At 71.1% G+C, this 26,921-nt stretch carries 24 protein-coding genes; 9 read left to right on the forward strand and 15 right to left on the reverse strand.

Annotated elements, in window-relative coordinates:
• Positions 1 to 41 precede the first annotated feature (41 nt).
• Positions 42 to 260: a zinc ribbon domain-containing protein gene (locus tag ACFWEE_RS11145; protein ID WP_386888322.1), complete on the forward strand. Its 219-nt coding sequence runs from the start codon at positions 42 to 44 to the stop codon at positions 258 to 260.
• Between the two features lie 60 nt (positions 261 to 320).
• On the opposite strand, the gene ACFWEE_RS11150 is transcribed toward ACFWEE_RS11145, so the two are convergent.
• The 4 genes from ACFWEE_RS11150 to ACFWEE_RS11165 all read right to left on the reverse strand — a co-directional run bounded on the left by ACFWEE_RS11150 (position 321) and on the right by ACFWEE_RS11165 (position 5,625).
• Complete coding sequence (locus tag ACFWEE_RS11150; protein WP_386888323.1) at positions 321 to 980, reverse strand: O-methyltransferase; 660 nt, start codon at positions 978 to 980, stop codon at positions 321 to 323.
• 88 nt (positions 981 to 1,068) lie between these two features.
• Positions 1,069 to 1,866: an HAD family hydrolase gene (locus tag ACFWEE_RS11155; RefSeq protein ID WP_386888461.1), complete on the reverse strand. Its 798-nt coding sequence runs from the start codon at positions 1,864 to 1,866 to the stop codon at positions 1,069 to 1,071.
• Positions 1,867 to 1,892: 26 nt separating this feature from the next.
• Positions 1,893 to 4,451 carry a phosphoribosyltransferase gene (locus tag ACFWEE_RS11160; RefSeq protein ID WP_386888324.1) on the reverse strand — a complete coding sequence of 853 codons (2,559 nt, stop codon included), beginning with the start codon at positions 4,449 to 4,451 and terminating at the stop codon, positions 1,893 to 1,895.
• Positions 4,452 to 4,461: 10 nt separating this feature from the next.
• On the reverse strand, positions 4,462 to 5,625 hold the full coding sequence (locus ACFWEE_RS11165; RefSeq protein ID WP_386888325.1) for an HpcH/HpaI aldolase/citrate lyase family protein: 1,164 nt from the start codon (positions 5,623 to 5,625) through the stop codon (positions 4,462 to 4,464).
• A gap of 219 nt (positions 5,626 to 5,844) precedes the next feature.
• Between ACFWEE_RS11165 and ACFWEE_RS11170 the strand changes: the two genes are divergently transcribed.
• On the forward strand, positions 5,845 to 6,843 hold the full coding sequence (locus tag ACFWEE_RS11170) for a TerD family protein (RefSeq protein WP_386888326.1): 999 nt from the start codon (positions 5,845 to 5,847) through the stop codon (positions 6,841 to 6,843).
• Between the two features lie 4 nt (positions 6,844 to 6,847).
• On the opposite strand, the gene ACFWEE_RS11175 is transcribed toward ACFWEE_RS11170, so the two are convergent.
• From ACFWEE_RS11175 to ACFWEE_RS11200, 6 genes are all read right to left on the reverse strand, one after another.
• Entirely contained in the window at positions 6,848 to 7,582 is a 735-nt protein-coding gene (locus tag ACFWEE_RS11175; RefSeq protein WP_386888327.1) for a Tellurium resistance, read from the reverse strand.
• 204 nt (positions 7,583 to 7,786) lie between these two features.
• On the reverse strand, positions 7,787 to 8,929 hold the full coding sequence (locus ACFWEE_RS11180) for a DUF475 domain-containing protein (RefSeq protein WP_386888328.1): 1,143 nt from the start codon (positions 8,927 to 8,929) through the stop codon (positions 7,787 to 7,789).
• Between the two features lie 68 nt (positions 8,930 to 8,997).
• The gene (locus tag ACFWEE_RS11185) at positions 8,998 to 9,573 is read right to left on the reverse strand and encodes a TerD family protein (RefSeq protein ID WP_327175561.1); all 576 of its coding nucleotides are present in this window, start codon (positions 9,571 to 9,573) and stop codon (positions 8,998 to 9,000) included.
• 235 nt (positions 9,574 to 9,808) lie between these two features.
• A complete protein-coding gene (locus tag ACFWEE_RS11190) occupies positions 9,809 to 10,384 on the reverse strand; it encodes a TerD family protein (RefSeq protein ID WP_386888329.1) in 576 nt (191 codons plus the stop codon).
• 245 nt (positions 10,385 to 10,629) lie between these two features.
• Complete coding sequence (locus ACFWEE_RS11195; protein ID WP_327175563.1) at positions 10,630 to 11,088, reverse strand: peroxiredoxin; 459 nt, start codon at positions 11,086 to 11,088, stop codon at positions 10,630 to 10,632.
• 155 nt (positions 11,089 to 11,243) lie between these two features.
• Positions 11,244 to 11,681 carry a DUF3052 domain-containing protein gene (locus ACFWEE_RS11200; RefSeq protein ID WP_386888330.1) on the reverse strand — a complete coding sequence of 146 codons (438 nt, stop codon included), beginning with the start codon at positions 11,679 to 11,681 and terminating at the stop codon, positions 11,244 to 11,246.
• A gap of 513 nt (positions 11,682 to 12,194) precedes the next feature.
• On the opposite strand from ACFWEE_RS11200, the gene aceE reads away from it, so the two are divergent.
• Positions 12,195 to 14,927: a pyruvate dehydrogenase (acetyl-transferring), homodimeric type gene (gene aceE / locus ACFWEE_RS11205; protein ID WP_386888331.1), complete on the forward strand. Its 2,733-nt coding sequence runs from the start codon at positions 12,195 to 12,197 to the stop codon at positions 14,925 to 14,927.
• Between the two features lie 167 nt (positions 14,928 to 15,094).
• On the opposite strand, the gene ACFWEE_RS11210 is transcribed toward aceE, so the two are convergent.
• The 4 genes from ACFWEE_RS11210 to ACFWEE_RS11225 all read right to left on the reverse strand — a co-directional run bounded on the left by ACFWEE_RS11210 (position 15,095) and on the right by ACFWEE_RS11225 (position 19,896).
• A complete protein-coding gene (locus ACFWEE_RS11210) occupies positions 15,095 to 16,450 on the reverse strand; it encodes an ABC transporter substrate-binding protein (protein ID WP_386888332.1) in 1,356 nt (451 codons plus the stop codon).
• Between the two features lie 134 nt (positions 16,451 to 16,584).
• Positions 16,585 to 17,265 carry a GntR family transcriptional regulator gene (locus ACFWEE_RS11215; protein WP_386888333.1) on the reverse strand — a complete coding sequence of 227 codons (681 nt, stop codon included), beginning with the start codon at positions 17,263 to 17,265 and terminating at the stop codon, positions 16,585 to 16,587.
• A gap of 322 nt (positions 17,266 to 17,587) precedes the next feature.
• On the reverse strand, positions 17,588 to 18,088 hold the full coding sequence (locus ACFWEE_RS11220) for a peptidase inhibitor family I36 protein (RefSeq protein WP_386888334.1): 501 nt from the start codon (positions 18,086 to 18,088) through the stop codon (positions 17,588 to 17,590).
• A gap of 197 nt (positions 18,089 to 18,285) precedes the next feature.
• Positions 18,286 to 19,896 (reverse strand): MFS transporter, encoded by a 1,611-nt coding sequence (locus ACFWEE_RS11225; RefSeq protein WP_386888335.1) that lies wholly within the window; start codon positions 19,894 to 19,896, stop codon positions 18,286 to 18,288.
• Between the two features lie 214 nt (positions 19,897 to 20,110).
• Here ACFWEE_RS11225 and ACFWEE_RS11230 point away from each other — a divergent pair, with 214 nt between their 5' ends.
• The 3 genes from ACFWEE_RS11230 to ACFWEE_RS11240 all read left to right on the forward strand — a co-directional run bounded on the left by ACFWEE_RS11230 (position 20,111) and on the right by ACFWEE_RS11240 (position 23,397).
• A complete protein-coding gene (locus ACFWEE_RS11230) occupies positions 20,111 to 20,806 on the forward strand; it encodes a TetR family transcriptional regulator (protein ID WP_386888462.1) in 696 nt (231 codons plus the stop codon).
• 343 nt (positions 20,807 to 21,149) lie between these two features.
• Positions 21,150 to 22,361 carry an alpha/beta hydrolase gene (locus tag ACFWEE_RS11235; protein ID WP_386888336.1) on the forward strand — a complete coding sequence of 404 codons (1,212 nt, stop codon included), beginning with the start codon at positions 21,150 to 21,152 and terminating at the stop codon, positions 22,359 to 22,361.
• 85 nt (positions 22,362 to 22,446) lie between these two features.
• Positions 22,447 to 23,397: a DUF4429 domain-containing protein gene (locus ACFWEE_RS11240; RefSeq protein ID WP_386888337.1), complete on the forward strand. Its 951-nt coding sequence runs from the start codon at positions 22,447 to 22,449 to the stop codon at positions 23,395 to 23,397.
• Here ACFWEE_RS11240 and ACFWEE_RS11245 read toward each other — a convergent pair.
• On the reverse strand, positions 23,360 to 23,950 hold the full coding sequence (locus ACFWEE_RS11245) for a GNAT family N-acetyltransferase (protein ID WP_386888338.1): 591 nt from the start codon (positions 23,948 to 23,950) through the stop codon (positions 23,360 to 23,362). The two genes, ACFWEE_RS11240 and ACFWEE_RS11245, sit on opposite strands and share 38 nt — an antisense overlap.
• Positions 23,951 to 24,022: 72 nt before the next feature.
• On the opposite strand from ACFWEE_RS11245, the gene ACFWEE_RS11250 reads away from it, so the two are divergent.
• The 3 genes from ACFWEE_RS11250 to ACFWEE_RS11260 all read left to right on the forward strand — a co-directional run bounded on the left by ACFWEE_RS11250 (position 24,023) and on the right by ACFWEE_RS11260 (position 26,847).
• On the forward strand, positions 24,023 to 24,619 hold the full coding sequence (locus ACFWEE_RS11250; RefSeq protein WP_386888339.1) for a TetR/AcrR family transcriptional regulator: 597 nt from the start codon (positions 24,023 to 24,025) through the stop codon (positions 24,617 to 24,619).
• A 129-nt stretch (positions 24,620 to 24,748) separates the two neighbouring features.
• Positions 24,749 to 26,170 (forward strand): histidine kinase, encoded by a 1,422-nt coding sequence (locus ACFWEE_RS11255; protein ID WP_386888340.1) that lies wholly within the window; start codon positions 24,749 to 24,751, stop codon positions 26,168 to 26,170.
• On the forward strand, positions 26,167 to 26,847 hold the full coding sequence (locus tag ACFWEE_RS11260; RefSeq protein WP_386888341.1) for a response regulator: 681 nt from the start codon (positions 26,167 to 26,169) through the stop codon (positions 26,845 to 26,847). Before ACFWEE_RS11255 ends, ACFWEE_RS11260 begins: the two co-directional genes overlap by 4 nt.
• Positions 26,848 to 26,921 lie beyond the last annotated feature (74 nt).

Here is a 26,921-nt window from a genome sequence, read left to right on the forward strand (position 1 = left end):
GTCCGGCCCCGTGCCGGACCGGCGGCCCCTACTCTTGGTCCATGCCTCGTTACGAGTACCGCTGCCGCACCTGCGGAGACACCTTCGAGCTCAGCCGTCCGATGGCCGAGTCCTCCGATCCCGCCACGTGCCCCGTCGGCCACGACGACACCGTCAAGCTGCTCTCCGCCGTCGCCGTGGGCGGCTCCTCCTCCGGATCCGCGCCCGCACCGGCGGGCGGCGGCGGGGGCGGCTGCTGCGGCGGGGGCTGCTGCGGCTGAGGCCGAATGGGCCCTGCGGGACCGGGGCGGCCGACAAGGCCGCTGCGGTCCCGCACCCGTTCACCGCTTGCGCGACAGCGTGAGGCCGTCCGCGACGGTGAGCAGCACGCTGTCCATCCGGTCGTCGGCGAGGACGTGGTCGTTGAACTCCCTGATGGCCGCCGCTGCCCCGGTGGCGTGCGGGTCCACGACCCCGCCGTGGAAGAGGGTGTTGTCGGTGGCGATCATGCCGCCGGGCCGCATCCGGGGCACCAGCTCCTCCCAGTACCCGAGGTAGCCGCCCTTGTCCGCGTCGAGGTAGGCGAAGTCGATGTGCGGCTCCCGCGGCAGGGCGCGCAGGGTGTTGAGCGCGGGCGCGATGCGCAGGTCGATGCGGTCCGCGACCCCCGCCTTCTCCCAGGCGGCCCGGCCGTACGCCGTCCACTCCTCCGAGACGTCGCAGGCGATCAGCCGCCCGTCCGGCGCCAGTGCCCGCGCCATCGACAGGGCCCCGAACCCGGTGAAGGTGCCGACCTCCACCACGAGCCGGGCGTCGGTCAGCCGGACCAGGAAGGCGAGCAGCGGGCCCTGTTCGCGGGCCGACTGCATGCCCGCGCGGTCCGGGAGTTCGGCGTACGTGGTCGCGACGAGCTCCTGCTGGACGGGGTCGAGCGGCGGGTTGTGCGCGAGCACGTACGCGTACAGCTCGTCCGTCATGCGGGTTTCGTTGCCCTTGGTCATCGTGCGCGCCTCCTGGGGGTGGGTGCGGCGTCGTGCCGGTCGGGCCCAGCCTGCCCAATGGGCTCCTGATTGCCCAAGACCCTTCTCGTCAGCCGCGCGTCGCCGCCAGGAACCTGCGCAGGATCTCCTCCCCGGCGAGGACGCCCTGCTCCTGGAGGGCGACGACGCCGCCGGTGTGCCAGCCGGTGTCGGCGAGTTCGCCGTGGCCGGGGCGCCAGGCGCGGTCGGTGCTGAGCAGCAGGTCGGCGTCGAGGAGGGAGTCGCCCGCGGAGAGGGTGAGTCCGGCCCCGGCGCGGCGGGCGACCTCGCGGACGGCCGCGCTCTTGGTGAGCGGCCGGGGTACGGCGTAGATCTTGCGGCCCTGGAGGGAGACGGTCCAGCCGCGCGGGTCGGCCCAGTCGACGAGCTCCTTCACCCAGCCGTCGGGGAGCCGGGAGCGTTCGACGACGAGGTAGGCGAAGAGGTCCTCGGCGACCCGGTCCTTCAGCAGCCAGGCCGGGTCGGAGACCTCGGCCAGATGGGCACGGACCTCGGCGAGCGGGGCGCACTCGGCGGCGATGCGGTCCAGGACTCCCGCGTGCCAGCCGGGGTCGGACTCGCCGTCCACGAGGATGTGCCCGCCGTTGGCGACGACGGCGTAGGCCGGTGCCGGGCCGGGGAGGCTGATGCGGTGGTACTGCTCGCGGGTGCGGGTCGTGGTCGGCACGAAGACCGTGGTGCGGCCCAGCTCCTCCAGCAGGGCGGCGGCCGTCTCGGTGACGTAGGAGAGCGGCTTGCTGTCGTACGTCTCCACGCAGAGCAGCCGGGGTGCGTCGGCGTCCGGCATGGCGAGCTGGAGGGCGTTGGTGGAGTAGATGAGAGTGCGGTCGAGGTCGCTGGCGACCAGCGCCACGGGGTTCGTCCCCGGTGCGGTCACTGTTCCGTCACCGCCTTGCCGTCGGCACCGGTCGCGCCCCGGGTGTACTTCGGGTGGATCAGTCCGACACAGCTGTACGGGAGTCCGTCGACCTCCTCGACGGGCACCCCGCGCTGCTCCGCGAGGAGCCGTACGTGGTCGAGGTCGGCGCCGGCACCGCGGTCGGCGAGGATCTTCCAGGGGACGCGGCGGAGCAGGACGCGGGTGGTCTCGCCGACGCCGGGCTTGACGAGGTTGACGTCGTGGATGCCGTACTCCTCGCTGATGCGCTCGACGGCGGCCCAGCCCTCCCAGGTGGGGGCGCGGTCGGCGGCGAGCAGGGCCTTGGCCTCCTCGTCCACCTCATCGGCGACCTCGTCGAAGCGGGCGGCGACGGTCTCCAGGAAGCCGAGCGAGACGTCCGAACCGGCCAGTTCCCGGTAGAACTTGGCGCCGTGGAAGTCGTCCGGGCCGACCAGGTCGGCGCGGAGCACGGTACGGGAGATCAGCCCGGACACGGTGGAGTTGAGGCAGGCGGAGGGGATGAGGAAGTCCTCGCGGGTGCCGTAGGTGCGGACGCAGCCGCCGGGGTCGGCGAGGACCGCGATCTCGGGGTTGAACCCTTCGAACTCCGCCAGCGCGGCGGTCAGTTCGCGGGTGATGGCGCCCTTGCCGGTCCAGCCGTCGACGAACACGACGTCGGCGGGGTCGTGGTGGGCGGCCAGCCAGCGCAGGGCGTTGGCGTCGATGCCCCGGCCGCGCACGATGGAGACCGCGTAGTGCGGCAGGTCGAGTCCGTGGCGGTGCTGGGCCCAGCGGCGCATCAGGACGCCGACGGGCGTTCCGGCGCGGGCGAGCGAGACCAGCACGGGCCGGGGGCCGCGTTCTTCGAGGACCGTCTCGGTGACGGTGCCGACGGCGCGGGCGATGCGGGCGGCAGAGGTCTCCAGGGCGGACTGGAAGAGTGCCTGGTAGGCGGGGCTGGGCTGGTACTCCACGGGGAGCGATTCGGCGTAGTGCGCGCCACCGCTCTGTATCGCCTCCTCGCGTTCCTCCGTGGGGGCCTCCAGCTCGGTGTCCGAGAGGTCCTGGAGCAGCCAGCCGACGTCCTCGGCTGCGTACGAGGAGAATGCGGGGCCTCTGAGGGGCTCGGGCAGCATCGTGAATTCCTGCCGTTCGGGGGTGTACGAGGGAATGACCGCGAGGAGGACCCGGCCGGTGTGGGCGGCGAGGCGGGCCAGCAGACCTTCGGGGGCATGGAGTTCGGGGGTGTCGGCGTGCGAGTCGACCACCACGACGACGGCGTCGAAGCCGGCTCCGGCGACGTTGTACGTGTAGCGGTCGCCGGGGCCGTCCGCCGGGGTGTCGTGGGCCGGGAAGACCAGCCGGCTGCGTATCGCGTAGCCGGGGTCGTCGACGGCGAGGACGGGTGAGCGGGTGGTGGTGGAGTAGCGGATCTCGGTGCCGGACAGGCGTTCGTCGGTGAGCCGTTCCAGGGCGGTGCCGAGGCGCAGCGGGGCGTACATGAGTTCTTCGAAGCCGAGCACGAGGACGCGGCGAGCGGGGCGGGGGCCGGGGGTGTTCTCCGGCGGCGTACCCGTACCGGGCAGGTCGTGGAGGGCCGCCGCGAGCCGGGCGGCCATGCCGGGGAGGGCGTGTTCCAGGGTGGCGCGGTGGGCGGGGGTGAAGCCGTGCCGGCCGCCGTCCGGCAGCCCCTCGGGCCAGCCGAGGTCGACCCGGACGGCCCGGACGGCGGCCCCGTCGGCCTCGTCGGCCCCAGCGGCCCCTGCTGCCGCCTCCGCCTCCTCCGCCTCCTCCGTCTCCTCGGCCTTCGCCGCCTGAGCCGCCTCCTGCTCGACGACGAGGGCCGCGCCCCGTTCCAGTACCCCTTCGGGCAGGACGACCGTGCCGGTGCCGCGGGCGATCAGGTCGACGCGGGCGCCGATCTCGGCGGCGAACCGGGTGAGGCGGCCCCGGTCCTCGGCCGACCGCATGTCGGCCAGGGCCACGATGACGTACCGCTCACGGGGGTAGAGGTCGTGCAGCGCGCGGATGGTGTTGAGGACGGTGTTGCCGGTGGAGAACTCGTCGTCCACGAGAACCAGTGTCCCGGGGCGGGCGAGCAGCGCCGGGTCCTCGGGGAGCAGCAGGTGGGAGGTGGCGTGCGAGTGGGATTCCTCGAAGCCGCCGGCGCGGACCACGCCGGGGACCGGGCGGCGGGTGGAGTGGAGGTAGGGCGCCGAGCCGATGCCGTCGGCGACGGAGTGGCCGAGTCCGGTGGCGGTCTCGGCGTATCCGAGGACGACCGCGCGGTCGGCCTCGGGCCCGAGCAGGTCGCGTACCCGGCGGCCGAGGTCGACTCCGGCGCCGTGGACGACGGAGGGGAGCTGGGGCACGTGCTTGCCGAGGACGTGGGAGACCAGCAGGTGGGCCCGCCGGGGGTTGCGCCGCAGGGCGAGCCCCAGCATGTCCCTGATCTCCTGGTCACCGGCGAGATCGACTCCCAGCCGCTCGGCCACCCAGCTGCCGGACCACACCACGTCCACCGTCTCTTTCTCCGTCGCGCGCCCGCTCATCGGTACGCGCTCATTTCGCTCCGGCCGCGGCCAGCAGGTCCACGAAGCCGATGTCCTCGCGCGCGACGCCGAAGACCTCGGCGCGCAGGAGGGTCCGTTCGGCCCACGCCCGGTGCGGTTTCACTTCGTTCATCTTGTTCGTATACGCGGAGCGCAGCACTCCGCCACCGCCGCGCTCGGGGCGCAGGATGTCCTGGGCGTCGCTGAATTCCTCGTGGCTGACGACGGACAGCGCGTGCACGGGGTCCACGTGCGAGGGGTGGATGCAGGTCTTGCCGAGGAGGCCGTTGGCCCGGTCGAGTTCGATCTCACGGAGCAGTCCGTCCAGGTCGTGCTCGATGAGCGCGGTGCGCAGTTTCTCCGCCCGGCCCTCCTGGAAGGGGCTGCGGCGCAGCTGCGGCTTGAACATGCGTTCCTGGTTGCGGAAGTACTCCCAGACGGGGCCGGTGATCGTGAATCCGGTGCCGTCGGCGCGGCCGAGGACGTTGACGACGTCGGCGATGACGGCGCTGACGATCTGCACGTCGTAGGCGGTCATGTCGGAGGATCTCCGCAGCCCGTAGGCGGAGCAGAAGTCGGTGACGCCGAGCCGCAGCGCGAGAATGTGCTCGCGGTGGGTCGCGACGACACGCGCGATTCCCTGGAGCGTTTCGGTACGGGTTTCCAGATGGAGGAGTTCCGGCGATTCGAGCACCGGCATGGCGAACAGCCGATGTCCGCAGGCGGATTCCGCCCGGTTCAGGGCCGCCAGGAAAAGCTCTCCGCGCTGTTCGGTGAATTTCGGCAGGACGAAGCCGGAGAGCAGCCGGACCGTGGGGCCGAGGCGGTCGACCAGGTCGGTGATCTGCTCGGGCTCACGCACCCGGATGAAGAGGAGCGGAATCTCCGCTTCCCGTTCGGCGAGGTCCGCGAACTGCTTGACCAGGTTCTTCTCGGCGCCTTCCACCTCGGCGTCGGCGATCGAGTCCTCCAGGCAGAGAACCATGGAGACGACGCCGCGCGCGGCCTGTTTGACGACGTCGTCCGCGAGCCGGGGGCGGGTGGCCGGGGCGTAGAGCGTGGCGCCCAGTGCAGCCGCGAGCACGCGGGCCGGAGCGTTCGCGTCGAATTCGCATGGTTCCTGGAAGAACAGTCCCTGCCGGGCAGCAGGCGAGATGTGCCCGAAATGACGCATGATTTTCCCCCGTACCGCCTGATCGATCGAACAACGCATGGCCGGTAATAGTACGTATGGACGGGTGTCCGCAGTTCCCCGCATATGTGAACTTCGGGTAACTCGCCCGTGTCGGAGGGCCCCGGCACGGTAAGGTGCTGCAGCTCAGCTCTACCGCCGGATACCGGTTCACGGCCCCCGCGTTGTCCGCGTGAGCCGCCAGCAGGCAGGATGACGGGCATGACGCAAGGGATGCTGAAGGGTTCGAACGTCCCCCTCGATGCCACGGCCGTAAGGGCCGTGCTGCGCTGGACTCCTGGGACGGGCGTCCCGGACGTGGACGCCTCCGCCCTGCTGCTCGGTTCCACGGGCCAGGTGCGTTCCGACGAGGACTTCGTCTTCTACAACCAGCCCCGGCATCCCTCCGGCCATGTGCGCCGACTGCCGAAGCGCAGCGTCGGGGACGGGCTGACGGACACCGTCGAGGCGGATCTGGGGGCGCTGGACTCCTCGGTGGACCAGGTGGTGATCGCCGCCTCCTCGGACGGGGCGAGCTTCGGGAGCGTCCACGACCTGCGGATATCGCTGTTCGACGCGGCGGACCCGGACGGCGGCCCGATGGCCGTGTTCGAGATCCGGCCGGAGACCGGCGAGGAGACCGCCATCATCTGCGGCGAGCTCTACCGGCGCGGCGACGGGTGGAAGTTCCGGGCGGTCGGGCAGGGCTATCCGACCGGGCTGATCGGGCTCGCGACGGCCTTCGGCATCTCGGTGGACGACGGGGAGCAGCCCGAGCAGGCGCTCCAGCCGTCCGCGGAAGGGCTGCCCGAGGGGCTGCCCGAGCAGTCCGGGCCCGGGGCCGACGCGGAGTGGGAGGGCGTCCGGGCGCCCGCACCCGAACGCCCCGAACCGGCTCACGCCTCGGACCTCACCGTCCCCCAGCCGCAGTCCGGGTACGGCTACCCGCAGCCGCCCACCGCGCCGCCGGTGCCGGGGGGCGGGTACGGCTACCCGCAGCCCGCCACCACCGCACCGGCCTACGGCTACCCCCAGCCCGCCACCGCCGCTCCCGCGTACGGCTACCCGCAGCCCGCCACCGCCCCGCCGGCCTACGGCTACCCGCAGCCCGAGACCAGCGCGCCCGCGTACGGGTATCCGCAGCCCGCCGCGTCCGCCGCGCCCGCACCGGACCCGCATTTCGTCCTGCCTCCGCAGGGTCCGCAGTTCGTCCGGTCCTGAGCGCTCAGGCACGCGACTTGTAGCCGCGGCCCCACTGCATGCCGAAGCCGTAGAGCCGGTCGAGCTCGGACTGGAACCCGTAGACGAACTTGACCTCTCGGCGCACGATCAGCTCCTCCTTGACGTTCTCCACGGTGAACACGGCGCAGGAGCGGGCCTCGGGCGCGCGCTCGTCCAGCTCGATCTCGATCCGCGGGCCGTTGCCCGGGTAGAGCGTCACCATGGCGTGCGTGCGGTCGAACGCCGGCGTCTGGTCGTAGATGTAGACGAAGAAGAGCAGTCGTTTGATCTTGTCGCGGTGGTCCATGTTGACGTAGACCGTCTCCCCCGAGGGGGCACCGAAGCGGTCGTCGCCGCTGAGCCGGATGTACGGCGGTTCGTTCAGGTCCCCGATGAGGTTGCCGAGGGGCTGCACCACGCCCTTGGTGCCGTCCGTGAGCTCGTACATGCATCCGAGGTCGAGGTCGACGTTGACCATGCCCTGGGTGTGGGCCTGCACGACCTCGGGCTGGAAGAGTTTCAGCGGGTTCCGGAACAGGCTGCCCTGCCCGGAGCGGCCCTCGATGTCGGAGCTCCGCATCCGCCAGGAGAGATTGACCCGGAGGTTCCCGGTGAGCGCTCCCTGTTTGGTCAGCGAGACCGTGGCGTTCCGCCGTGAGAGCTGAATCGAGTTCGACGCCGCGTTGCCCGACTCGAACTGTGCCGTACGTGCCGGCCACAGGCCGTCGAAGAAGCCCATCCCCCCACCCCACCCATCTGTCTGCGCGCCCTCGCGGGACCGGGGTTCCGGTCCGCTCTCGCGCGTCCCGCACGCCAGTGCGGGGCGGCCGGCGGACCGGCCCGGGTCTTTCCGGAGCCGTACCGCGCGGACCGCCCCGCAGAGAGCGTTCCCTCTTTGCTCACCGGGTCACACACCCGGCAGCGGAGACTTCTGGCCAGAACTTCAGCGGACTCCGCCGTCGCCCGCGTCGACCAGCGTGCCACCGTCGCCCGCCGCGGCGAGCGCCTTGTTCCGCCGGACCGAGGACCAGAACGACCAGGCGATCAGCACCACGCCGACCAGGCCGGTGATGATCTCGTTGATCTCGTACTGGATGGTCACGAGGAGGATGACGGAGAGGGCGCCGATGGCGTAGTGGGCGCCGTGCTCCAGGTAGACGTAGTCGTCCAGGGTGCCCTGGCGGACCAGGTAGACCGTGAGCGAACGGACGTACATGGCGCCGATGCCGAGGCCGAGGGCCATCAGCACGATCTCGTTGGTGATGGCGAAGGCGCCGATCACACCGTCGAACGAGAAGGACGCGTCCAGGACCTCGAGGTAGAGGAACATGAAGAAGGCGGCCTTGCCGGCCAGCACGACCGGCGCGACGGCCTTGCCGCTCTTCTTGGCCTCTTCCTCGGCCTCGTGCTCGCGCTCCTCCTCCTCTTCGAGCTTGTTCTCGAAGAAGCCCGAGAGCCCGCCGACGACGAGGTACGTGATCAGACCGGCCACGCCGGCGAGCAGCACCGTGGACGTCTTGTCCGCGTGCGCACCGCCGTGCTGGTGGGCGTGGGTCGCGAAGGTCAGGGCGGAGACGAGCAGGACGATCAGTGCGACGCAGACCGACAGCATGTCGACCTTGCCGAGCTTGGCGAGCGGGCGCTCGATCCACCGGAGCCACTGGATGTCCCGGTCCTCGAAGATGAAGTCGAGGAAGATCATGAGCAGGAACATGCCGCCGAACGCCGCGATCGACGGGTGCGCGTCGGTGACCAGCTGCTGGTAGCGGTCCGGGTCGTTGAACGAGAGGTCGATGGCCTCGATGGGACCGAGCTTGGCGCTGATCGCCACGATCACGACGGGGAAGACCAGCCGCATACCGAAGACCGCGATGAGCACGCCGATCGTGAGGAAGATCTTCTGCCAGAAGGCGTTCATCTTCTTCAGGATTCCGGCGTTGATCACCGCGTTGTCGAAGGACAGCGAAATCTCCAGGACCGTCAGGATCGCGACGACGCCGAGAGCCTGCCACCCCCCGTAGAACACCGCTGCGACCAGGCCGAGCGCGGTAATCGCGAACGACCAGCCGAAGGTTTTCAGAAGCACTGGCTACCCCATCGTGTAAGTAACGGGTCTCCCCCGTAGTACGGGGCTCCCCCGCGCCGAGCGCGGCTTTACGAAACGTTGACCCCGAAGTCTAGAGCGATGCCCCGCAGACCTGACGCGTACCCCTGTCCCACCGCTCGGAACTTCCATTCGCCGTTGTAGCGGTAGAGCTCACCGAAGATCATCGCCGTCTCGGACGAGGCGTCCTCGCTGAGGTCGTAACGGGCGAGCTCCTGGCCGTCGGCCTGGTTCACGACCCGGATGAAGGCATTGCTGACCTGGCCGAAAGCCTGCCCACGGTTGTCCGCCTCGTGAATCGAGACGGGAAAGACGATCTTGTCGCAGTGTGCGGGCACCTGGTCGAGGTGGACGATGACCGACTCGTCGTCACCGTCACCCGCGCCGGTGAGGTTGTCCCCGGTGTGTTCGACCGAGCCGTCGGGGCTGGTGAGGTTGTTGTAGAAGACGAACCAGTCGTCCCCGAGCACCCGGCCGGACTGGCACAGCAGCGCGCTGGCGTCCAGGTCGAAGTCGGCGCCGGTGGTGGACCGCGCGTCCCAGCCGAGGCCGACGAGCACCTGGGTGAGGTTGGGTGCGGCCTTGGAGAGGGAGACATTGCCTCCCTTGGCGAGTGTGACGCCCATGATGTGTCCTCCCCGATCGGTGATGCCTGTGCGGATTCTGTCCGGTTCGCGCGGTACGAACCGTCCGGTGCGGGCCGTGCCCGTGCCGCCCGTACGGTGGGCGAAGCACGCCCGGCGCCGCACGAGAGGTGCGGCGCCGGGCGCTCTGCTGCTGGTCCGGGCCCCCGGGGTGGTGTCCGCCGGACACCACCCCGGGTCTGACGTCGGCGTCGGACGTGGACGTCAGACGTTGACGTCAGACGTTGACGCCGAAGTCCTGCGCGATGCCCCGCAGGCCGGAGGCGTACCCCTGGCCGATGGCGCGGAACTTCCACTCGCCGGCGTTGCGGTAGAGCTCGCCGAAGACCATGGCGGTCTCGGTGGACGCGTCCTCGCTGAGGTCGTAGCGGGCCAGCTCGGAGTTGTCGGCCTGGTTGACCACGCGGATGTACGCGTTGCGGACCTGGCCGAAGCTCTGCTGGCGGGTCTCGGCCTCGTAGATCGAGACCGGGAAGACGATCTTGTCGACATCGGCCGGAACGGCGGCGAGGTTGACCTTGATGACCTCGTCGTCGCCCTCGCCCTCACCGGTGAGGTTGTCACCGGTGTGCTCGACGGAACCGTCGGGGCTCTTGAGGTTGTTGAAGAAGACGAAATTGCCGTCGCTTCCGACCTTGCCCTCGGCGTTCGCCAGCAGCGCGCTGGCGTCGAGGTCGAAGTCGCCGCCGGTGGTCGTCCGGGCGTCCCAGCCCAGGCCGACGATGACAGCGGTCAGGTTGGGCGCGGCCTTGGTCAGCGAGACGTTGCCGCCCTTGCTGAGGCTGACTCCCACGAGTCCTCCCATAGGTATGTAGGGGCCGGCAGACACCAGCGTCCCCGTCTTGCGTGTACCGGATCAACGAATGGATCCTAGTGACCGGTTCCCGGCCAAAGCAGGCTTTTGGGCGGGTGGGGCGGGAGTTCTCCGCGAGCGGAAGCCCGGCCGGACGACCGCCGGGCGGTGATCCGGCGGTGTCCCGGCGACGGCCGGCCGGCGGCGGGGCGCCCTGACGCCCGCGCCGCCGCCCGGAAGGGGGCTCAGAGGGCTTCGAGCGCCGTGACGTACTCCTTGAGGTCCCGCGCGTCGGGCAGACCGTTGACGACGCTCCAGCGCACCACGCCCTCCTTGTCGATGATGAAGGTGCCGCGCACCGCGCAGCCCTTGTCCTCGTCGAAGACGCCGTACGCGCGCGAGACCTCGCCGTGCGGCCAGAAGTCGGAGAGCAGCGGGTACTCCAGGCCCTCCTGCTCGGCGAAGACCCGCAGGGTGTGGATGGAGTCGTTGGAGACGGCGAGGAGCTGGGTGTCGGCGTTCTCGAAGCGGGGCAGCTCGTCGCGGAGCGCGCAGAGCTCGCCGGTGCAGACGCCGGTGAAGGCGAACGGGTAGAAGAGCAGCACGACGTTCTTCTCGCCGCGGAACTCGGACAGCGTGACCGTCCGGCCGTGGTTGTCCTTGAGCTCGAACGCGGGGGCCTGGGAGCCGACCTCGATCGCCATGGGGGTGTGTCCCTTCGCTTGCGTCGCCGCCCCCGGGCCGGTCCGCCGGGGGCCTTCGCCCAGCCTACGCAGCGCCCGGCGGGGGACGTGCGAAGGCCCCCGGCGGCGCGATGCCGTCGGGGGCCCTCGGTGCTACGGGGTGGTGCGGGAGGAGCTCAGCGCTTGGCCTTGGCGGCCTTGGGCGTGACCAGACGGCTGCCCGTCCAGTCCTTGCCCGCGCTGATGCTCTTGGTCTGGGAGAGACCGGCGGTCTGAGCGGCATCGCTGATGTCGCTGGGTTCGACGTATCCGTCACGGCCGGTCTTCGGCGTCATCAGCCAGACCGTACCGCCGTCCTCGATCAGGCCGATGGCATCCACCAGCGCGTCCGTAAGGTCGCCGTCCTCGTCACGGAACCACAGCACGACGACGTCTGCGACGTCGTCGTAGTCCTCGTCGACGAGTTCCCCACCGATGGTGGCCTCAATACCCTCACGGAGCTCCAGCTCGACGTCGTCGTCGTAGCCGATCTCCTGGACCACCTGACCGGGTTCGAACCCCAGCCGTTCAGCCAGGTTGGTCCGCTCCTCCGCGTGGTCCGCGGTCGCGCTCACGGGTTGCCTCCTGATCATGTTTCGGAAAATGCTTCAGCCACGCGCGTACGCGCGGCGCTGGCCGTAGTCCACACGGGCTCGGCGAATCGCGCAAGTACCCGGCGCCCCAGACCGCCTAAACGGTGACGTTCCCTGCCACGTCGCCGCAACTTCCGGCCGGTCCGCGCCGGGGTGCCGAAGGCACCGGTCCGTATACGTCCTTCCTCAGCTTATGCCGTTTCGCTCCGGCATTCGCCGCCGTACAGCGTTTGGGAACACTTGGACGGCTTGGGCGTATGGTTGCGATTTGGCCCGGCGCCCTTGTTCCGCCTTACGGCTACTGCCCCGGACGGGTGTCCGGTAACCCGCTGGTTACCGTGCGGTAGAGGTGACGTACGGGTCCCGGCGGTACACGATGGAAGGTGGCGATTCCGCGGACGTCGGAGCCGCCGCGAGGTTGCGCGCCCCGACGGATCGGCCTCGCAGCAGACCTGCAGCAGACCCCGTAGCAGCACCGAACAGCGAAGGAACAGTGTGGCTTCCGGATCCGATCGCAACCCGATCATCATTGGCGGCCTTCCCAGCCAGGTCCCGGATTTCGATCCCGAGGAGACCCAGGAATGGCTGGACTCGCTCGACGCGGCCGTGGACGAGCGCGGCCATGAGCGGGCCCGCTATCTGATGCTCCGCCTCATCGAACGGGCGCGCGAGAAGCGTGTGGCCGTCCCGGAGATGCGCAGTACCGACTACGTCAACACGATCGCCACGAAGGACGAACCCTTCTTCCCCGGCGACGAGGAGATCGAGCGCAAGGTCCTCAACGCGACCCGCTGGAACGCGGCCGTGATGGTCTCGCGGGCCCAGCGCCCCGGGATCGGTGTCGGTGGTCACATCGCCACGTTCGCCTCCTCCGCCTCGCTCTACGACGTGGGCTTCAACCACTTCTTCCGGGGCAAGGACGAGGGCGACGGCGGCGACCAGATCTTCTTCCAGGGGCACGCCTCGCCGGGCATCTACGCCCGCGCGTTCCTGCTGGACCGGCTGAGCGAGGCGCAGCTCGACGCGTTCCGCCAGGAGAAGTCGAAGGCGCCGAACGGGCTCTCCAGCTACCCGCACCCCCGGCTCATGCCGGACTTCTGGGAGTTCCCGACGGTGTCGATGGGGCTCGGCCCGCTCGGCGCGATCTACCAGGCGCGGATGAACCGCTACCTGGAGGCGCGCGGCATCGCCGACACCTCGAAGTCGCACGTCTGGGCGTATCTCGGCGACGGCGAGATGGACGAGCCGGAGTCGCTCGGCCAGCTCTCCATCGCCGCCCGCGAGGGCCTGGACAACCTCACCTTCGTCGTCAACTGCAACCTCCAGCGGCTCGACGGCCCGGTGCGCGGCAACGGCAAGATCATCCAGGAGCTGGAGTCGCAGTTCCGGGGCGCCGGCTGGAACGTGATCAAGCTGGTCTGGGACCGGACCTGGGACCCGCTGCTCGCGCAGGACCGCACGGGCATCCTGGTCAACAAGCTGAACACCACGCCGGACGGCCAGTTCCAGACGTACGCCACCGAGACGGGCGCGTACATCCGCGAGCACTTCTTCGGCGGCGACCAGCGGCTGCGGGACATGGTCAAGGACATGTCCGACGAGCAGATCCTGCACCTCGGGCGCGGCGGGCACGACCACCGGAAGGTCTACGCGGCGTACGCGGCGGCCAAGGCGCACCGGGGCCAGCCGACGGTGATCCTGGCGCAGACGGTCAAGGGATGGACGCTGGGGCCGAACTTCGAGGGCCGCAACGCGACCCACCAGATGAAGAAGCTCACCACCGAGGACCTGAAGCGGTTCCGCGACCGGCTGCACATCCCGATCACGGACAAGCAGCTGGACGAGGGGTACCCGCCCTACTACCACCCGGGCCGGGACTCCGAGGAGATCCAGTACATGCACGACCGGCGGGAGTCCCTGGGCGGTTACGTGCCGACCCGGGTGGTCCGCGCGAAGCCGCTGCCGCTGCCGGAGGAGAAGACCTACGCGGCTGCGAAGAAGGGTTCGGGTCAGCAGTCGATCGCCACCACGATGGCGTTCGTCCGCATCCTGAAGGACCTCATGCGGGACAAGGAGATCGGCAAGCGTTTCGTGCTGATCGCGCCCGACGAGTACCGCACCTTCGGCATGGACGCGTTCTTCCCGAGCGCGAAGATCTACAACCCGCTGGGGCAGCAGTACGAAGCGGTGGACCGTGAACTCCTGCTCGCCTACAAGGAGTCGCCGACCGGGCAGATGCTGCACGACGGCATCTCCGAGGCGGGCTGCACGGCCTCGCTGATCGCGGCGGGCTCGTCCTACGCCACGCACGGCGAACCGCTGATCCCGGTCTACGTCTTCTATTCGATGTTCGGGTTCCAGCGCACCGGCGACCAGTTCTGGCAGATGGCCGACCAGCTCGCGCGCGGTTTCGTGCTGGGCGCGACCGCCGGGCGTACGACCCTGACCGGCGAGGGGTTGCAGCACGCGGACGGCCACTCGCAGCTGCTCGCCTCGACCAACCCGGCGTGCGTGGCCTACGACCCGGCGTACGGGTTCGAGATCGCGCACATCGTCAAGGACGGGCTGCGCCGGATGTACGGCGAGAACAGTGAGGACGTCTTCTACTACCTCACCGTCTACAACGAGCCGATCCAGCACCCGGCCGAGCCCGCCGACGTGGACGTGGAGGGCATCCTGGCGGGTGTCCACCGCTTCCGGCGCGGTGAGCGGGGGCAGATCCCGGCGCAGATCCTGGCGTCCGGCGTGGCGGTCCCGTGGGCGCTGGAGGCGCAGCGCGTCCTCGCCGAGGAGTGGAACGTCCGGGCCGACGTCTGGTCGGCGACCAGCTGGAACGAGCTGCGCCGCGAGGCCGTGGAGACGGAGCGGTACAACCTGCTCCACCCGGAGGAGGAGCAGCGCGTCCCGTACGTGACGCGGAAGCTCTCCGGGTCCGAGGGACCGTTCGTGGCGGTTTCGGACTGGATGCGATCGGTTCCGGACCAGATCTCCCGCTGGGTGCCGGGCGCGTACCAGTCGCTGGGCGCGGACGGTTTCGGTTTCGCGGACACCCGCGGCGCGGCCCGCCGGTTCTTCCACATCGACGCGCAGTCGATCGTGCTGGCGGTCCTCACGGAGCTGGCCAAGGAGGGGCGGATCGACCGTTCGGCGCTGAAGACGGCGGTCGACCGGTACGAGCTGCTGGACGTGGCGGCGGCCGACCCGGGCGCGGCGGGCGGCGACGCCTGAGGCGGCTGCGGACACACCTGTGCCGGCCGGTCCCGGGGATGCCCGGGGCCGGCCGGCGGTGTTCGCGGGGTCAGGCCCGCGGGTCTCTGCCGTGGTGAGTGGACCGGACGGCGGGCCGCTCCGGCGGCGGACCGCTGATGCGGCAGGCTGCTCGGGCGGTGGGCCGCTCAGGCGGTGGGCTGCTGTTCCTTCCACTCCGCCTGGGCGTCGTTCAGCTCACCGGCCATCTTGTCGAGGAACGCCTTGGCGGAGGTCCGGCCGAGCAGGACCTTCTGCAGTTCGGGCTCGTTGTCGGCCTTGCTGATGCCGTTCCAGTCCGGCAGGTAGTACGGCAGCTGCACGGTGACGGTCGAGCCGTCGGTGAGGGCCTTGGCCGCGAGGGCGGTGGGCTCGGAGCGGTTGACCCAGGGGTCCTTGGCGGCCTCGGTGTTGGCCGGGATCAGGCCCGCCTGCTCGTTGAACTTCGAGTTGGCCGCGTGGGAGGCGGCGTACTCGATGAACTTCCACGCGGCGGCCTTGTGCTCGGAGCTCTTGAAGAGGCCGAGTCCGTCGACGGGGTTGGAGACCTGGACCCGCTTGCCGCCCGCGCCGATCGGCTGCGGGATGCCCCGGAACTTGTCCGTGCCGAGGGCCGTCACATGGTCCTGGTACGAGCCGAGGTTGTGGTTGACCATGCCGATGGTGCCGGAGTCGTACTGGGCGACCATCTTGATGAAGTCGTTGTTGAGGTCGGCGGAGGGCGTGACCTTCTTGTAGAGGGCCGCGTACTTCTCCAGGGCGGCGACGTTCCGGGGGTCGTTGAGGGTGGTCTTCTCGCCCTTGGCGTCCCAGAAGGACGTGATGCCGGACTGCCCGTACATGGCGTCCATGGCCTGGGCGATGGAGCCGGCGCCGCCGCGGATGGTGTAGCCGAAACGATTCTTCTTGGGGTCGCTCAGTTTGCCGGCCGCCTTGTAGAAGTCGTCCCAGGTGACCGGCGCGGCCAGGCCCGCCTTCTTGAAGAGGTCGGTGCGGTAGTAGAGCACCCCGTTGTTGGCGGAGATCGGCACGTTGTAGGTGTGCTTCTCGGAGCCGCCCGCCGCCTTCATCGCTTCGACCATGCCCGGGTTGAGCCGGCCGTCCAGCGAGGAGTCGGCGCTCCGGTCCTCCAGGGGCTCCAGCGAGCCCTGGGCGGCGAGCCCGGCGAGCATCGCCGCGCCGACCCCGCCGACGTCCGGCAGTCCGCCGCCCTGGATGGCGTTGTCGTACTTGGTCTGGATCTCGGTGGCCGCCACCCCGACGTACTGGACCTCGATGCCCGGGTTCTCCTTCTCGAAGTCGGCGATGATCGCCTTCCATATGTCGGTGCGCACACCGCCGTTGTTGTCCCAGAAGACGATCTTTCCCTTGCCGTCGCCCTCGGCACCTCCGCCCCCGGCGAACCCGCTGCCGTCGTCACCGCAGCCGGTGACGGTCAGGGCGAGGACCGCCGTGAGGGACATCGCCGCCGCCGCGCGCGCCCGGTGCGTCTTCGAGATCTTCATCGTCGGCTCCACTCTCTCGGTACTTCAGTAGCGGTGTGGCTGTGGCGCGTGTGTCGGAAGGAGCGCCGTCCGCCCGCAGGACAGGCCAGACTTCCGGCACGCGGTCCAGGCATGCGGGTAAGGCGGGAAGGGGGTCAGCCCGCGGTCAGCGGGCTCGGGACGGGGTGCGCCTCGGCGGGTTCGTCGCCCGGGAAGGCGCGGCGGACGAAGGACGCGATGTGGTCGTGGAGGGCGGCGGCGGCCCCGGCCGCGTCGGCCGCCAGCGCGAGCCGCAGGATCTCCCGGTGCTCGGCCGCCTCGCGCTCCCAGGACGGATCGGCCGCCCAGGCCACGGTGGAGACGAGCGCCGCCTGGTCGCGGACCTCGTCGAGCATCCGGCCCAGCAGCGGGTTGCCGCAGGAGAGGTAGAGGGCGCGGTGGAAGTCCCGGTTGGCCAGCGACCGTTCGGCCTTGTCGGGCGCCGAGTCGGCGCGTTCCAGAGCGTCTTGGGCCGCGTCGAGGGAGGCCCGGCAGGCGATCGTGCGGCGCAGCGCCTCCGGTTCGAGGAGCAGCCGTACGTCGTAGACCTCGCGTGCCATCCCGGCGTCCACGAGCCGGACGGTGGCACCCTTGTACTGGCTCATGACGACGAGCCCGGTGCCGGCGAGCGTCTTCAGGGCCTCGCGCACCGGCGTCTTCGACACCCCGAACTGCGCGGCGAGTTCGGTCTCGACAAGCGCCTGTCCCGGCCGCAGCTGGGCCGTCAGGATCGCGTGTTTGATCGCTTCCAGCACGAACTGCGTTCTGGACGGGATCGGGGTGGGCGCAAACGTCATGAAGGGCTCTCGCATCTCGCGTATCGCGTCTCATATATGACGTACGAAGTACGACGCGATGAAGCTAGATGTACCCCGAAGATTTCGTCAACGCATCTGACAGAACAACTTCGCAGAGCTACCGGGCACATGGGTGGATCTCCGGGACCTCGGGCGGAGTCCTCTCCCCCGGTGACCGTGCGTCACGCCGGGGCTCCGGAGGGCGGCAGCGTACGCCCCGCCCTCCGGCCGGTCCGCCCGGTCGGCCGCCCCGGTCGCTCCGGTCCGCCCGGTCAGCCGGACGGCCCGGCCCGCGGTCGGCCGGTCGCCCCGGTCCGCGCGGTCAGTTCTCCCAGATCTTGAACGCCCTTACCTGGTAGGGGGAGCGGGGGACCCAGGTGCCCGGTCCCGGGTAGGTCTCGAACTCCCCTGTCTCACCGCACTCGGCCGACTGGTACAGGGTGACGTTGCGGCCGGTGCGGTTGGCGAAGGACTGCGCGTCGCTTCCGGCCGACAGCGGGACGCAGCTCTCGATGTCGACGGCGGACAGGTCCCGGTTCGTCCGGCCACCGGTGAAGTCCGGCTTCTTCCAGAGACAGAGCTGGCCGGCCGCGCACTCACCGAGCCGGACCCCCGAGGCCCGGCCGGGCGCAGCCGCGGCGGCCCCGGGGGCTTCGGTGCCCGTGGTGGCCTCGGTCGCGGCGGCGGCCCCGGCGGCGCTGGTGGTCGTCACGGTGGTGTACGTGCCCCCGGACGCGGTGGGTGTGGCGGCCGGAGCGACGGCCGAGGCGGCGGGAACGAGAGCGGTGGCGGCCAGGACGGCCGCGATGACGGTCTTGCGCATGGTGGATCAACCCCGTGGTCGTGCGGTTCTCTTGGCCTGACCTTGACCTGCCGCAACCTGCCCGGGGAAGGGGTTCTGAGCGGGACCACCCGGATAGGTGGTGTCCGCCCCCGATGCGCCGGGCACTTCGCGCGAGAGCCCCGCCGGTGCGGACCGGCGGGGCTCTGCGGGCGCGGTCGCGCCGGGGGCGGGAGGGGTCAGATGTGGCCGACTCCGGCTCCGGCCTCGGCGTTCTCGCCGCGCTTGGTGAAGAGGGCGACCACCGCCGCGAGCACGGCGACGGTACCGGCCACCATGAACGCGGTGCTCATGCCTGACACGAAGGTGTCATGCGCGACCGAGGTGATCTTGGCCGCGATCTCCGCCGGGGTGTTCGGCGCGATGGGCGGCATGCCGACCTCGATGGCCGAGGAGGCCTGCGAAAGCTGCTCGCCGGAGGCCTTCGGGAGACCGGCGTCCGCCCAGTTGCCCGGCAGCAGGGAGTCGACCCGGGCCGCCATCACGGCGCCGAGCACGGCCGTGCCGAGGCTGCCGCCGACCTGCATGCCCGCCTGCTGGAGCCCACCGGCGACACCGGACAGCTCCATCGGGGCGTTGCCGACGATGACCTCGGTGGCGCCGACCATGACCGGGGCGAGCCCGAGGCCGAGCAGTCCGAACCAGATCGACATGGTCACGGTGCCCGTACCGATGGTCAGCTGCGACATGCCGAAGCAGGCGACGGCGGTGCACACCATGCCGCCGACCAGCGGGACGCGGGGACCGAACTTCGTGATCAGGACGCCGGCGAGCGGCGAGGCGACGATCATCATGCCGGTCAGCGGAAGCAGGTGGAGGCCGCTGTCGACCGGGCTCATCCCGTGCACGTTCTGGAGGTAGAACGTGACGAAGAACAGGCCGCCCATGAAGGCGAAGGCCATCAGCACCATCAGGATCGCGCCCGCCGACAGCGGGATCGACCTGAACATCGCGAGCGGGATCAGCGGCTCGCGGACGCGCGTCTGGACGAGCGCGAAGGCCACGAAGAGGACGACCGCCGCGACCAGGAAGCCGATCGTCTTGACGTCGCCCCAGCCCCATTCGGCGCCCTTGATGAGCGCCCAGATGAGACAGAACATCGCCAGCGAGAGCAGGACGATGCCGCCGATGTCGAAGGAGCGCGGCGCGTTCTCGGCTCGGTGGTCCTTGAGGATGACGAGGCCGAGCAGCAGCGCGATCACACCGACCGGGACGTTGATGAAGAACACGGACTGCCAGCTGACGTGCTCGACGAGCACGCCGCCGAGGATCGGGCCGCCCGCGGTGGAGGCGCCGATGACCATGCCCCAGATGCCGATGGCCATGTTGAGCTTCTCGGCGGGGAAGGTGGCGCGCAGCAGGCCGAGCGCGGCGGGCATCAGCAGGGCGCCGAACAGACCCTGGAGGACCCGGAAGACGATCACGAAGGTGACGCTGGAGGAGAGGCCGATGGCCCCGGAGGCGGCGGCGAAGCCGACGACGCCGATGAGGAAGGTCTGACGGTGGCCGAAGCGGTCACCGAGCTTGCCCGCGGTGATCAGCGAGACCGCGAGCGCCAGCATGTAGCCGTTCGTGATCCACTGGACGTCCGCGAGTGAGGCGTTGAGGTCCTTCTGGATGGCGGGGTTGGCGATGGCGACGATCGTGCCGTCGAGCGCGACCATCATCACGCCGATGGCCACGGCGAACAGCGTCAGCCAGGGATGGCCCCGAAGTCCCTTGGTGGGCACGGGAACTGATATGTCTGCGGGCTCCCGCGACGCCTTCTCGACGGAGGTCTGACTAGTCATGCCCGGCAGAATAGTGACAGCGACTGACAGTTGACCAACCAATTCACCGACCGGTAACTGTCAGGTGGCTCACAACGGAGCCGGTTCGGACGGAGCGACGGGAGAGGGACGGCACGTGACAGAAGGTCCGGCGAGGCGCCGACGGGTCGGGGCGGGACGCGAGAACGCGCAGCCCACGGCGGCGGCGCGCGAACAGCGCACCAGGGTGCCGGGGTTGCTCCGGCGCCCGGAGTGCGCGGTCGGGTTGCGCGAGCGCAAGAAGCAGCGCACCCGGGACGCGCTGCTCCACGCCGCGCTCGAACTCTTCACCACCCAGGGGTACGAACGGACCACCGTGGACGGGATCGTGGAGGCGGTCGACGTCTCCCAGCGCACGTTCTTCCGGTACTTCGCGAGCAAGGAAGACGTCGTCTTCGCCACCCAGGACCTGGTGGAGGCGCGTTTCCTCGCGGAGTTGCGGCAGCGCCCGGCCCAGGAGCCGCCGCTCGAAGCGATGCGGCAGGCCACGTTCCGCGCCTGGGACGCGCTGGAGCGCTCCGATCCGTCGTCGGCCACGGTGGAATTGCACGTCCGTACCTTCCGGATGATCGAGTCGCAGCCGACGTTGCTGGCCACGCACATGCGCCGGTGCATCGCCGCCGAGGAGGAGGTCGCCTCGGTGATCGCCGGACGGGAGGGCCTGGACCTGGACGCCGACCCGCGCCCCCGGATGGCGGTCGCCGCGTTCTCCGGGACGATGCGGGTCACCGGACAGCTGTGGGGCCGCTCCGGCGACGGCACGCTGGCCTCGCTGCGCGCCTTGGCCGAACGCCACCTGGACCTGCTCGGTCCGACGCTCGCCTCCGACTGGCGCCCGCCCGGACCGGGGGACGGCGGCGTGCCCGGCGCTCCCCGGCAGACGGCAGCGTGAGGACGCCTTCCGACGCGGATCTCCGCACCGGAGGGCCGGAAGGCCGGAGCCGGGACGCCGGAGCCGGGACGCCGGAGCCGGGACGCCGGAAGGCCGGAACGCCGGAACGCCGGAACGCCGGAACGCCGCCGGGCAGGACCTCATCCCGCGCACCTGATCCGGCTCACCACCCGCGCGCACGCCCCGGGCTCACCACCCGGGCGCACGCCCCCCGCGCCCGGTCCACGCTGCGCGCCCCCGGTGACTACAGAACGTAAGAAAATCGGTCTACAAACCCCTCCGCCGGGTGAGGTACGTCACCCGGGCTCCGCTGCCCGGCACCCGTCTCCTAGGGTGTCCCGCAGTGAATCCCTCCTTCGACACCTCCCCCACTCTGACCGCGTGGCGCGCACTGCTCGCCATAGCCGTCGTGTTCGTGATGCTGGCGACCACCGGGTGGACCGCCGTACGCCATCAGCCCTCCGACGAGCCACGCGAGCGGGCGTTGGCCGCCTGGGCGCACGCCCGGGCGAGAGGCCGGCCCGTCCCGGCGCTGGACGCGCCGGTCTCGGTGATCGCCCGGTTCTTCGCCTCGCTGTCCGCCGCGGACCGGCTCGCGCTCGCCGATCGCAACCCCTTGGTGGTCGGCAACCTCAACGGAGTCCCGGTCGCTCTGCGTTACCACGCGAACCGGCACGCGCTGCGGGACGCCGAGGCGGTGGAGCAGCGCCGGACACACGATCCGGGACTCTCCCCCGACGGGCGCACCGAGGCGCGGCTGCGGCTGGAACGGTTCCGCGCGATGCTCTCCGGCGACCGGCAGATCCTCTCCTTCGACCCCTCGGGGCGGGGCCGGGCGGCCGAGGTCTTCGGCGACCTCGACCGGGCCCGGCGGGTCTCCGTCGTGGTCCCGGGCGTCGACACCCAGCTGCTCACGCTGGAGCGGGAGAACCGCCCGAACAGCGCGCCGGTCGGCATGGCGAAATCCCTGTACGCCGCCGAGCGGGACGCCCGGCCGGACGTGCCCACCGCGGTCGTCGCCTGGGCCGACTACACCGCTCCGGCCGGGATCGGCATGGACGCCGTCCTCGGCGGGCTCGCGACCCAGGGGGCGCTGCGGCTGAACGCCCTGGTGGCCGCCCTGCCGGGGAAGGCCACCGTCTCGCTGGTCTGCCACAGTTACGGCTCCGTGGTGTGCGGGGTCGCGGCGCACCGCCTGCCGACCCGGGTCACCGACATCGCCGTCGCCGGAAGTCCCGGCATGCGGTCCGCGAGCGCGGCGGCGCTGGGCACGCGGGCCCGGGTGTGGGCGATGCGCGACGCGGACGACTGGATCGCGGACGTGCCGAACCTGGAGGTCGGCGGGATGGGGCACGGCGCCGATCCGGTGGACCCGGAGTTCGGGGCGCGGATCGTCTCGGCGGGCGACGCGGTGGGCCACAGCGGCTACTTCGAGCCGGGTACGGAGAGTCTGCGCAACTTCGCGGCGATCGGAGTCGGCTCATATACGACGGTCGGCTGCGCATCGGCGGATCGCGCGTGTCTCCGTGGTATTTCCGGTGGAACAGATGTCTGACGCGCGTAGATCATGCGGAAGCTCGGTGAATCGGGGCTGACGCGAAGGGGCGACGTACGAGCGAGGGCCGCATACGATGAGGCACATGGGTGATGTGCTGGCCGGAATTCATGCCACCTGGGAGTTCGACACCGACTCCGTGCTCATCCGCTTCGAACGGGGCATCCGTACGCCGAAGCTCTTCCAGAGCCTGCGGGAGCGACGCATTCCGTATGCGGCGCTGTCGGCGGTCGGTCTGTCTCCGGGCAAGCGGGGCACGGTGGTTCTGCACGCCTCGCCGAGACCGGGGGCCGACCCGCTGATGGAGGTGGCGGCCGGGCAGCTGAAGGACGGCTGCGATCCGTACCGCCTGGTCCTGCCCGCCGACCGGGAGACGCTCGCGGAGTACTACCGGGACGAGGTGCGCGCGCTGCTCGGTCCCGGGGCCGGGGAGCCGGCGGACCGCTTCCTGGTCGCGGCGCCCCAGGGCCCGATGCAGTTCAAGGCGTACGACGGGCGGGCCAGCTTCGACGGGGAGCGGGTCTCCTTCCGCTGGTCGTGGACGGGTGCGTCCAGCGCCAAGTGGCGGGCGGGCGACCAGACGTTCCCGGTGGAGCGGGTGACCGGGGTGGAGTGGCGTTCCCCGGAGGCCTTCGAGGGGTACCTGCGACTGCTGACGCGTCCGGCCGACGCGGCGGCGGCCGTCCCGGCGCAGCCGTGCGTCACCTCCCCCGGCAGCGCCGGGATCGGCGAGGTGCCCGGCGGCTCGGCCCCGGAGCGGCCCACGCAGGCGGACCAGGACCCGGCGGCCGTCCTCTTCGGCCTGGGGTACGGCCCGGTGCACGAGTCGCTGCCGTTCGCGGCGGCGGTCCTGGAGTCGGCGCGCCGCAGGCCGTCCGTGCCCGTACCGACCTCGCTGGTGCCGGTCGGCGCGGTGCGGAGCGATCCGGCGGACATCGCGGAGCGCATCCGGCACCTGGGCGAGCTGCATCAGGCGGGGCTGGTGACGGACGTGGAGTTCAGCGCCAAGAAGGCGGAGCTGCTGGCGGAGTTGTAGCCCGGACACTCCCTCGGCGGGCCGGCTCGGCTTCCGGGACGGCGTCGAGGGCGAGGGTCCAGGTCTGGCCGACGAGGTCGTGGCCGAAGCCGTGGTGGGGCGCCTCCTCGGCGAGGATGAACCCGAAGGACTGGTAGATCCTGCGGGCGGACGCGAGGTTGTCGGTGGTCCACAGCGACACGCTCCGGTAGCCGGCCGCGCGGGCGAATCTCAGGGTTTCCGCCACGAGACGGGTGCCCATGCCGAGACCCCGGGCCGCCGGGGTCACGAGCAGGGTGCGGAGTTTGGCCGCTGCCGGCCGGTCGTCGGCGACGAGCATCACGCAGCCCGCGCGTTCACCGTCGACCTCGGCGATCCAGGCCGCCTCCGAGTCGTCCTGGCCTACCCGTGCCGCGTACTCGGCGACGATCTTGGCCACCAGGCCCTCGAACTCCGCGTTCCAGCCGAACTGCCGGTGGTACAGCTCGCCGTGAGCCATCACCATCCAGCCCAGATCACCGGGCCGGTCGGCGCGGCGCATCACGTACTCCCGTGCGCGGACTCCCTCGTGCACGACACACTCTCCGATACGACTGACGACTTTCCGTTACTGACACGATCGTGTCAGTTTCTTTAAGGTAGACCCATGCCTCCCCGAGCCACAAACCCGTCCGCTCGCGAAACCCAGCTGCTCGAAGCCGCCTACGTGTACGCGCTCGACCACGGCCTGACCGATCTCTCACTGCGCCCCCTGGCCGAGGCCATCGGATCCAGCACGCGCGTGCTGATGTTCCTCTTCGGCAACAAGGACGGGCTCGTACGGGCTTTGCTGGACCGGGCGCGGGTGGACGAACTGACCCTCCTGGCCAACCTCCGCAGGCCTGAGCACCCCGTCGGTCTCGTCGCCGCCGCGGACGCGGTGTGGGCGTGGCTCGCCGCCTCCGAGCACCGGCCGCTGCTGCGCCTGTGGGCCGAGGCGTACGCCCGCTCCCTCGTCGAGCCGGAGGGACCCTGGGCCGGGTTCGCCCGGCGCACCGTGGACGACTGGCTCGCCGTCCTCGCCGACTGCCAGCCGCAGGCGGAACGCGACACCGAAGAGGGTGCCGCCGATCGCACCCTGGCACTGGCCGTACTGCGCGGTGCGCTGCTCGATCTGCTCGCCACCGAGGACGGGATCAGGGTGACCGCGGCCGTCCACCGCCAGCTGGCCCTGCTGCGAGCCGCGGACCGCGGCGGCGCGTGATCGCCCGGGATACCCGGGCGGTCGGCCCCGGAGCCCGGCACCCCCTACCCCGGTACGACACGGCCCGCCGCACTCCGGCACCCCGGTATGACGCCCGCGGGGCGGTCGGCTGCCTACGCTGGCCCGGCCATGTCCCAGACCCCTGAAACTCCCCGATTCCCGGGATCTCCCGATTCCCCCCGTCCGCCCGGCGGGAAGCCGCCGGCCGGGGGTGCGTGGAGCGCGGCCCGGAAGCGGCTGCGCGCGCTCGTCGACCGGCTGTCGGCGCCCTCGCACCCGGTCACCCCGCTGCTGGCTGACGCGCAAAGGCTCTGGCAGCGGATGCTCCCGTACGCGGTCGTGCTCGCCCTGACCGCGGCGCTCCTGCCGGTCACCGTCAACGTGCTGGCCAACGACCGGGGTGTGCCGGGCGCGCTGGCCGCCACCCTCGCGGTGGCCCAGACGCTGCCCCTGCTGCTCCTCGCCCACCGGCCCCTCCAGGTCTGGTGGGTCACCTTCCTCGCCTCGGTCGCCGGGGCGCTGGCGCTGCTGGCCGAGCCCCCGGGCCCGTACACCGTCTGGCCGTGGCCGCCGACCGTCATCGTCGGTCAGCTCTTCGTGCTGCTCGCGCTGGGGCTGCGGGAGACCCGCCGGACCCTGGTGGCGGTGTGGCTGGCGACGAGCGCGTCGGGTCTGGTGCTCTACTCGTTGGCGCCGGACCGGGGGAACGCGAGCGCGCTGCTGCTCTCCGTCCTCGGCGCGGTGGCGCTGATGGCCGGAGCGGCCGTACGGGAACGGGGCGACGCGCAGCGGCGGCTGGCCGAGCAGGAGACCATCAGCGCCGAGGAGCGGGCCCGGCGCACCCTGCTGGAGGAACGCGCCCGGATCGCCCGGGAGTTGCACGACGTGGTCGCGCACCACATGTCCGTGATCACCGTGCAGGCGGACTCCGCCCCGTACCGGGTGGCCGGGCTCTCGGAGGAGACCCGGGAGGAGTTCGCCTCGATCGCGGCGAGCGCCCGGGAGTCACTGGCCGAGATGCGGCGGCTGCTCACGGTGCTGCGCGGCGACGGGACATCGGGCGAGCGGGCCCCGCAGCCCGGCCTGGACCGGTTGCAGCAACTGGTGGAGGCGACCGTACGCACGGGTCTGCCGGTGGAGTTGGCGCTCGCGGCGGATCCGGGCGAGCTGCCGCCGGCCGTGGACCTGTCCGCGTACCGGATCGCTCAGGAGGCGCTGGCCAACGTGGTGCGGCACGCGCCGGGCGCCCCGACCCGGGTGTCCGTACGGGCCGATGACGGCCATCTGACCGTGCTGGTGGTCAACTCGCCTCCGCCGGAACCCGTTTCCCCGCTGGAGACGTCCGGGACCGGGCACGGTCTGGTCGGGATGCGGGAGCGGGTACGGCTGACCGGCGGCACGCTGGACACCGGTCCGCTGCCGGACGGCGGGTTCCGGGTCGCGGCCCGGCTCCCGCTGGGGCCGGCCGCCCCCGGAGGCGTACCGCCCTCCCCGCCCGCGTCCCCTGCCGTACCCGCCGACCCGCCCACCGCCCCGGAGGATTCCCCGTGACCATCCGCGTGATCATCGTCGACGACCAGGCCATGGTGCGGGCCGGGTTCGCGGCCCTGCTGTCGGCGCAGAGCGACATCGACGTGGTGGGCGAGGCGCCGGACGGCCGCCAGGGCATCGAGGTCAGCCGCAACCAGCGGCCCGACGTGGTCCTGATGGACGTCCGGATGCCGGAGATGGACGGACTCGCCGCCGCCCGCGCCCTGTTGGACCCGCCGGTCGGGGTGGCGCACCGCCCGAAGGTGCTGATGCTCACCACGTTCGACGTGGACGACTACGTGTACGAGGCGCTGCGCGCCGGGGCGTCCGGGTTCCTCCTGAAGGACGCGCCCCCGGCCGATCTGATCGCGGCGGTACGGGTGGTGGCGGCGGGCGACGCGCTGCTCGCACCGTCCGTGACCCGGCGGCTGATCGCGGACTTCGCCGCCCAGCGCCCGTCCGGCGCCGCCCGCAGCGGCCAGGCACTCCGGCTGAACGGGCTGACGCCCCGGGAGACCGAGGTCTTGGAGCTGATCGCGCGCGGGCTCTCCAACCAGGAGATCGCGGGACGCCTGGTACTCGCCGAGCAGACGGTGAAGACCCACATCGGGCGGGTCCTCGCCAAGCTGGACCTGCGGGACCGCGCCCAGGCCGTGATCTTCGCGTACGAGTCGGGACTGGTCACACCGGGCAGTTGAGGCGGTTGGCGCCCGGGCAGCGCGGCGAACCCCAGGAGAACTCCGTTGCGTTGAGAGGGTAAGAAGCGCGAAGC

The organism is Streptomyces sp. NPDC060184, from assembly GCF_042728795.1.
Taxonomy (GTDB): domain Bacteria; phylum Actinomycetota; class Actinomycetes; order Streptomycetales; family Streptomycetaceae; genus Streptomyces.

Coding starts and splice junctions, on each gene's coding strand:
- ACFWEE_RS11145 (WP_386888322.1), top strand. CDS start 42: ATGCCTCGTTACGAGTACCGCTGCCGCACCTGCGGAGACACCTTCGAG.
- ACFWEE_RS11150 (WP_386888323.1), bottom strand. CDS start 980: ATGACCAAGGGCAACGAAACCCGCATGACGGACGAGCTGTACGCGTAC.
- ACFWEE_RS11160 (WP_386888324.1), bottom strand. CDS start 4,451: ATGAGCGGGCGCGCGACGGAGAAAGAGACGGTGGACGTGGTGTGGTCC.
- ACFWEE_RS11165 (WP_386888325.1), bottom strand. CDS start 5,625: ATGCGTCATTTCGGGCACATCTCGCCTGCTGCCCGGCAGGGACTGTTC.
- ACFWEE_RS11170 (WP_386888326.1), top strand. CDS start 5,845: ATGACGCAAGGGATGCTGAAGGGTTCGAACGTCCCCCTCGATGCCACG.
- ACFWEE_RS11175 (WP_386888327.1), bottom strand. CDS start 7,582: ATGGGCTTCTTCGACGGCCTGTGGCCGGCACGTACGGCACAGTTCGAG.
- ACFWEE_RS11185 (WP_327175561.1), bottom strand. CDS start 9,573: ATGGGCGTCACACTCGCCAAGGGAGGCAATGTCTCCCTCTCCAAGGCC.
- ACFWEE_RS11195 (WP_327175563.1), bottom strand. CDS start 11,088: ATGGCGATCGAGGTCGGCTCCCAGGCCCCCGCGTTCGAGCTCAAGGAC.
- ACFWEE_RS11210 (WP_386888332.1), bottom strand. CDS start 16,450: ATGAAGATCTCGAAGACGCACCGGGCGCGCGCGGCGGCGGCGATGTCC.
- ACFWEE_RS11215 (WP_386888333.1), bottom strand. CDS start 17,265: ATGACGTTTGCGCCCACCCCGATCCCGTCCAGAACGCAGTTCGTGCTG.
- ACFWEE_RS11220 (WP_386888334.1), bottom strand. CDS start 18,088: ATGCGCAAGACCGTCATCGCGGCCGTCCTGGCCGCCACCGCTCTCGTT.
- ACFWEE_RS11225 (WP_386888335.1), bottom strand. CDS start 19,896: ATGACTAGTCAGACCTCCGTCGAGAAGGCGTCGCGGGAGCCCGCAGAC.
- ACFWEE_RS11240 (WP_386888337.1), top strand. CDS start 22,447: ATGGGTGATGTGCTGGCCGGAATTCATGCCACCTGGGAGTTCGACACC.
- ACFWEE_RS11250 (WP_386888339.1), top strand. CDS start 24,023: ATGCCTCCCCGAGCCACAAACCCGTCCGCTCGCGAAACCCAGCTGCTC.
- ACFWEE_RS11255 (WP_386888340.1), top strand. CDS start 24,749: ATGTCCCAGACCCCTGAAACTCCCCGATTCCCGGGATCTCCCGATTCC.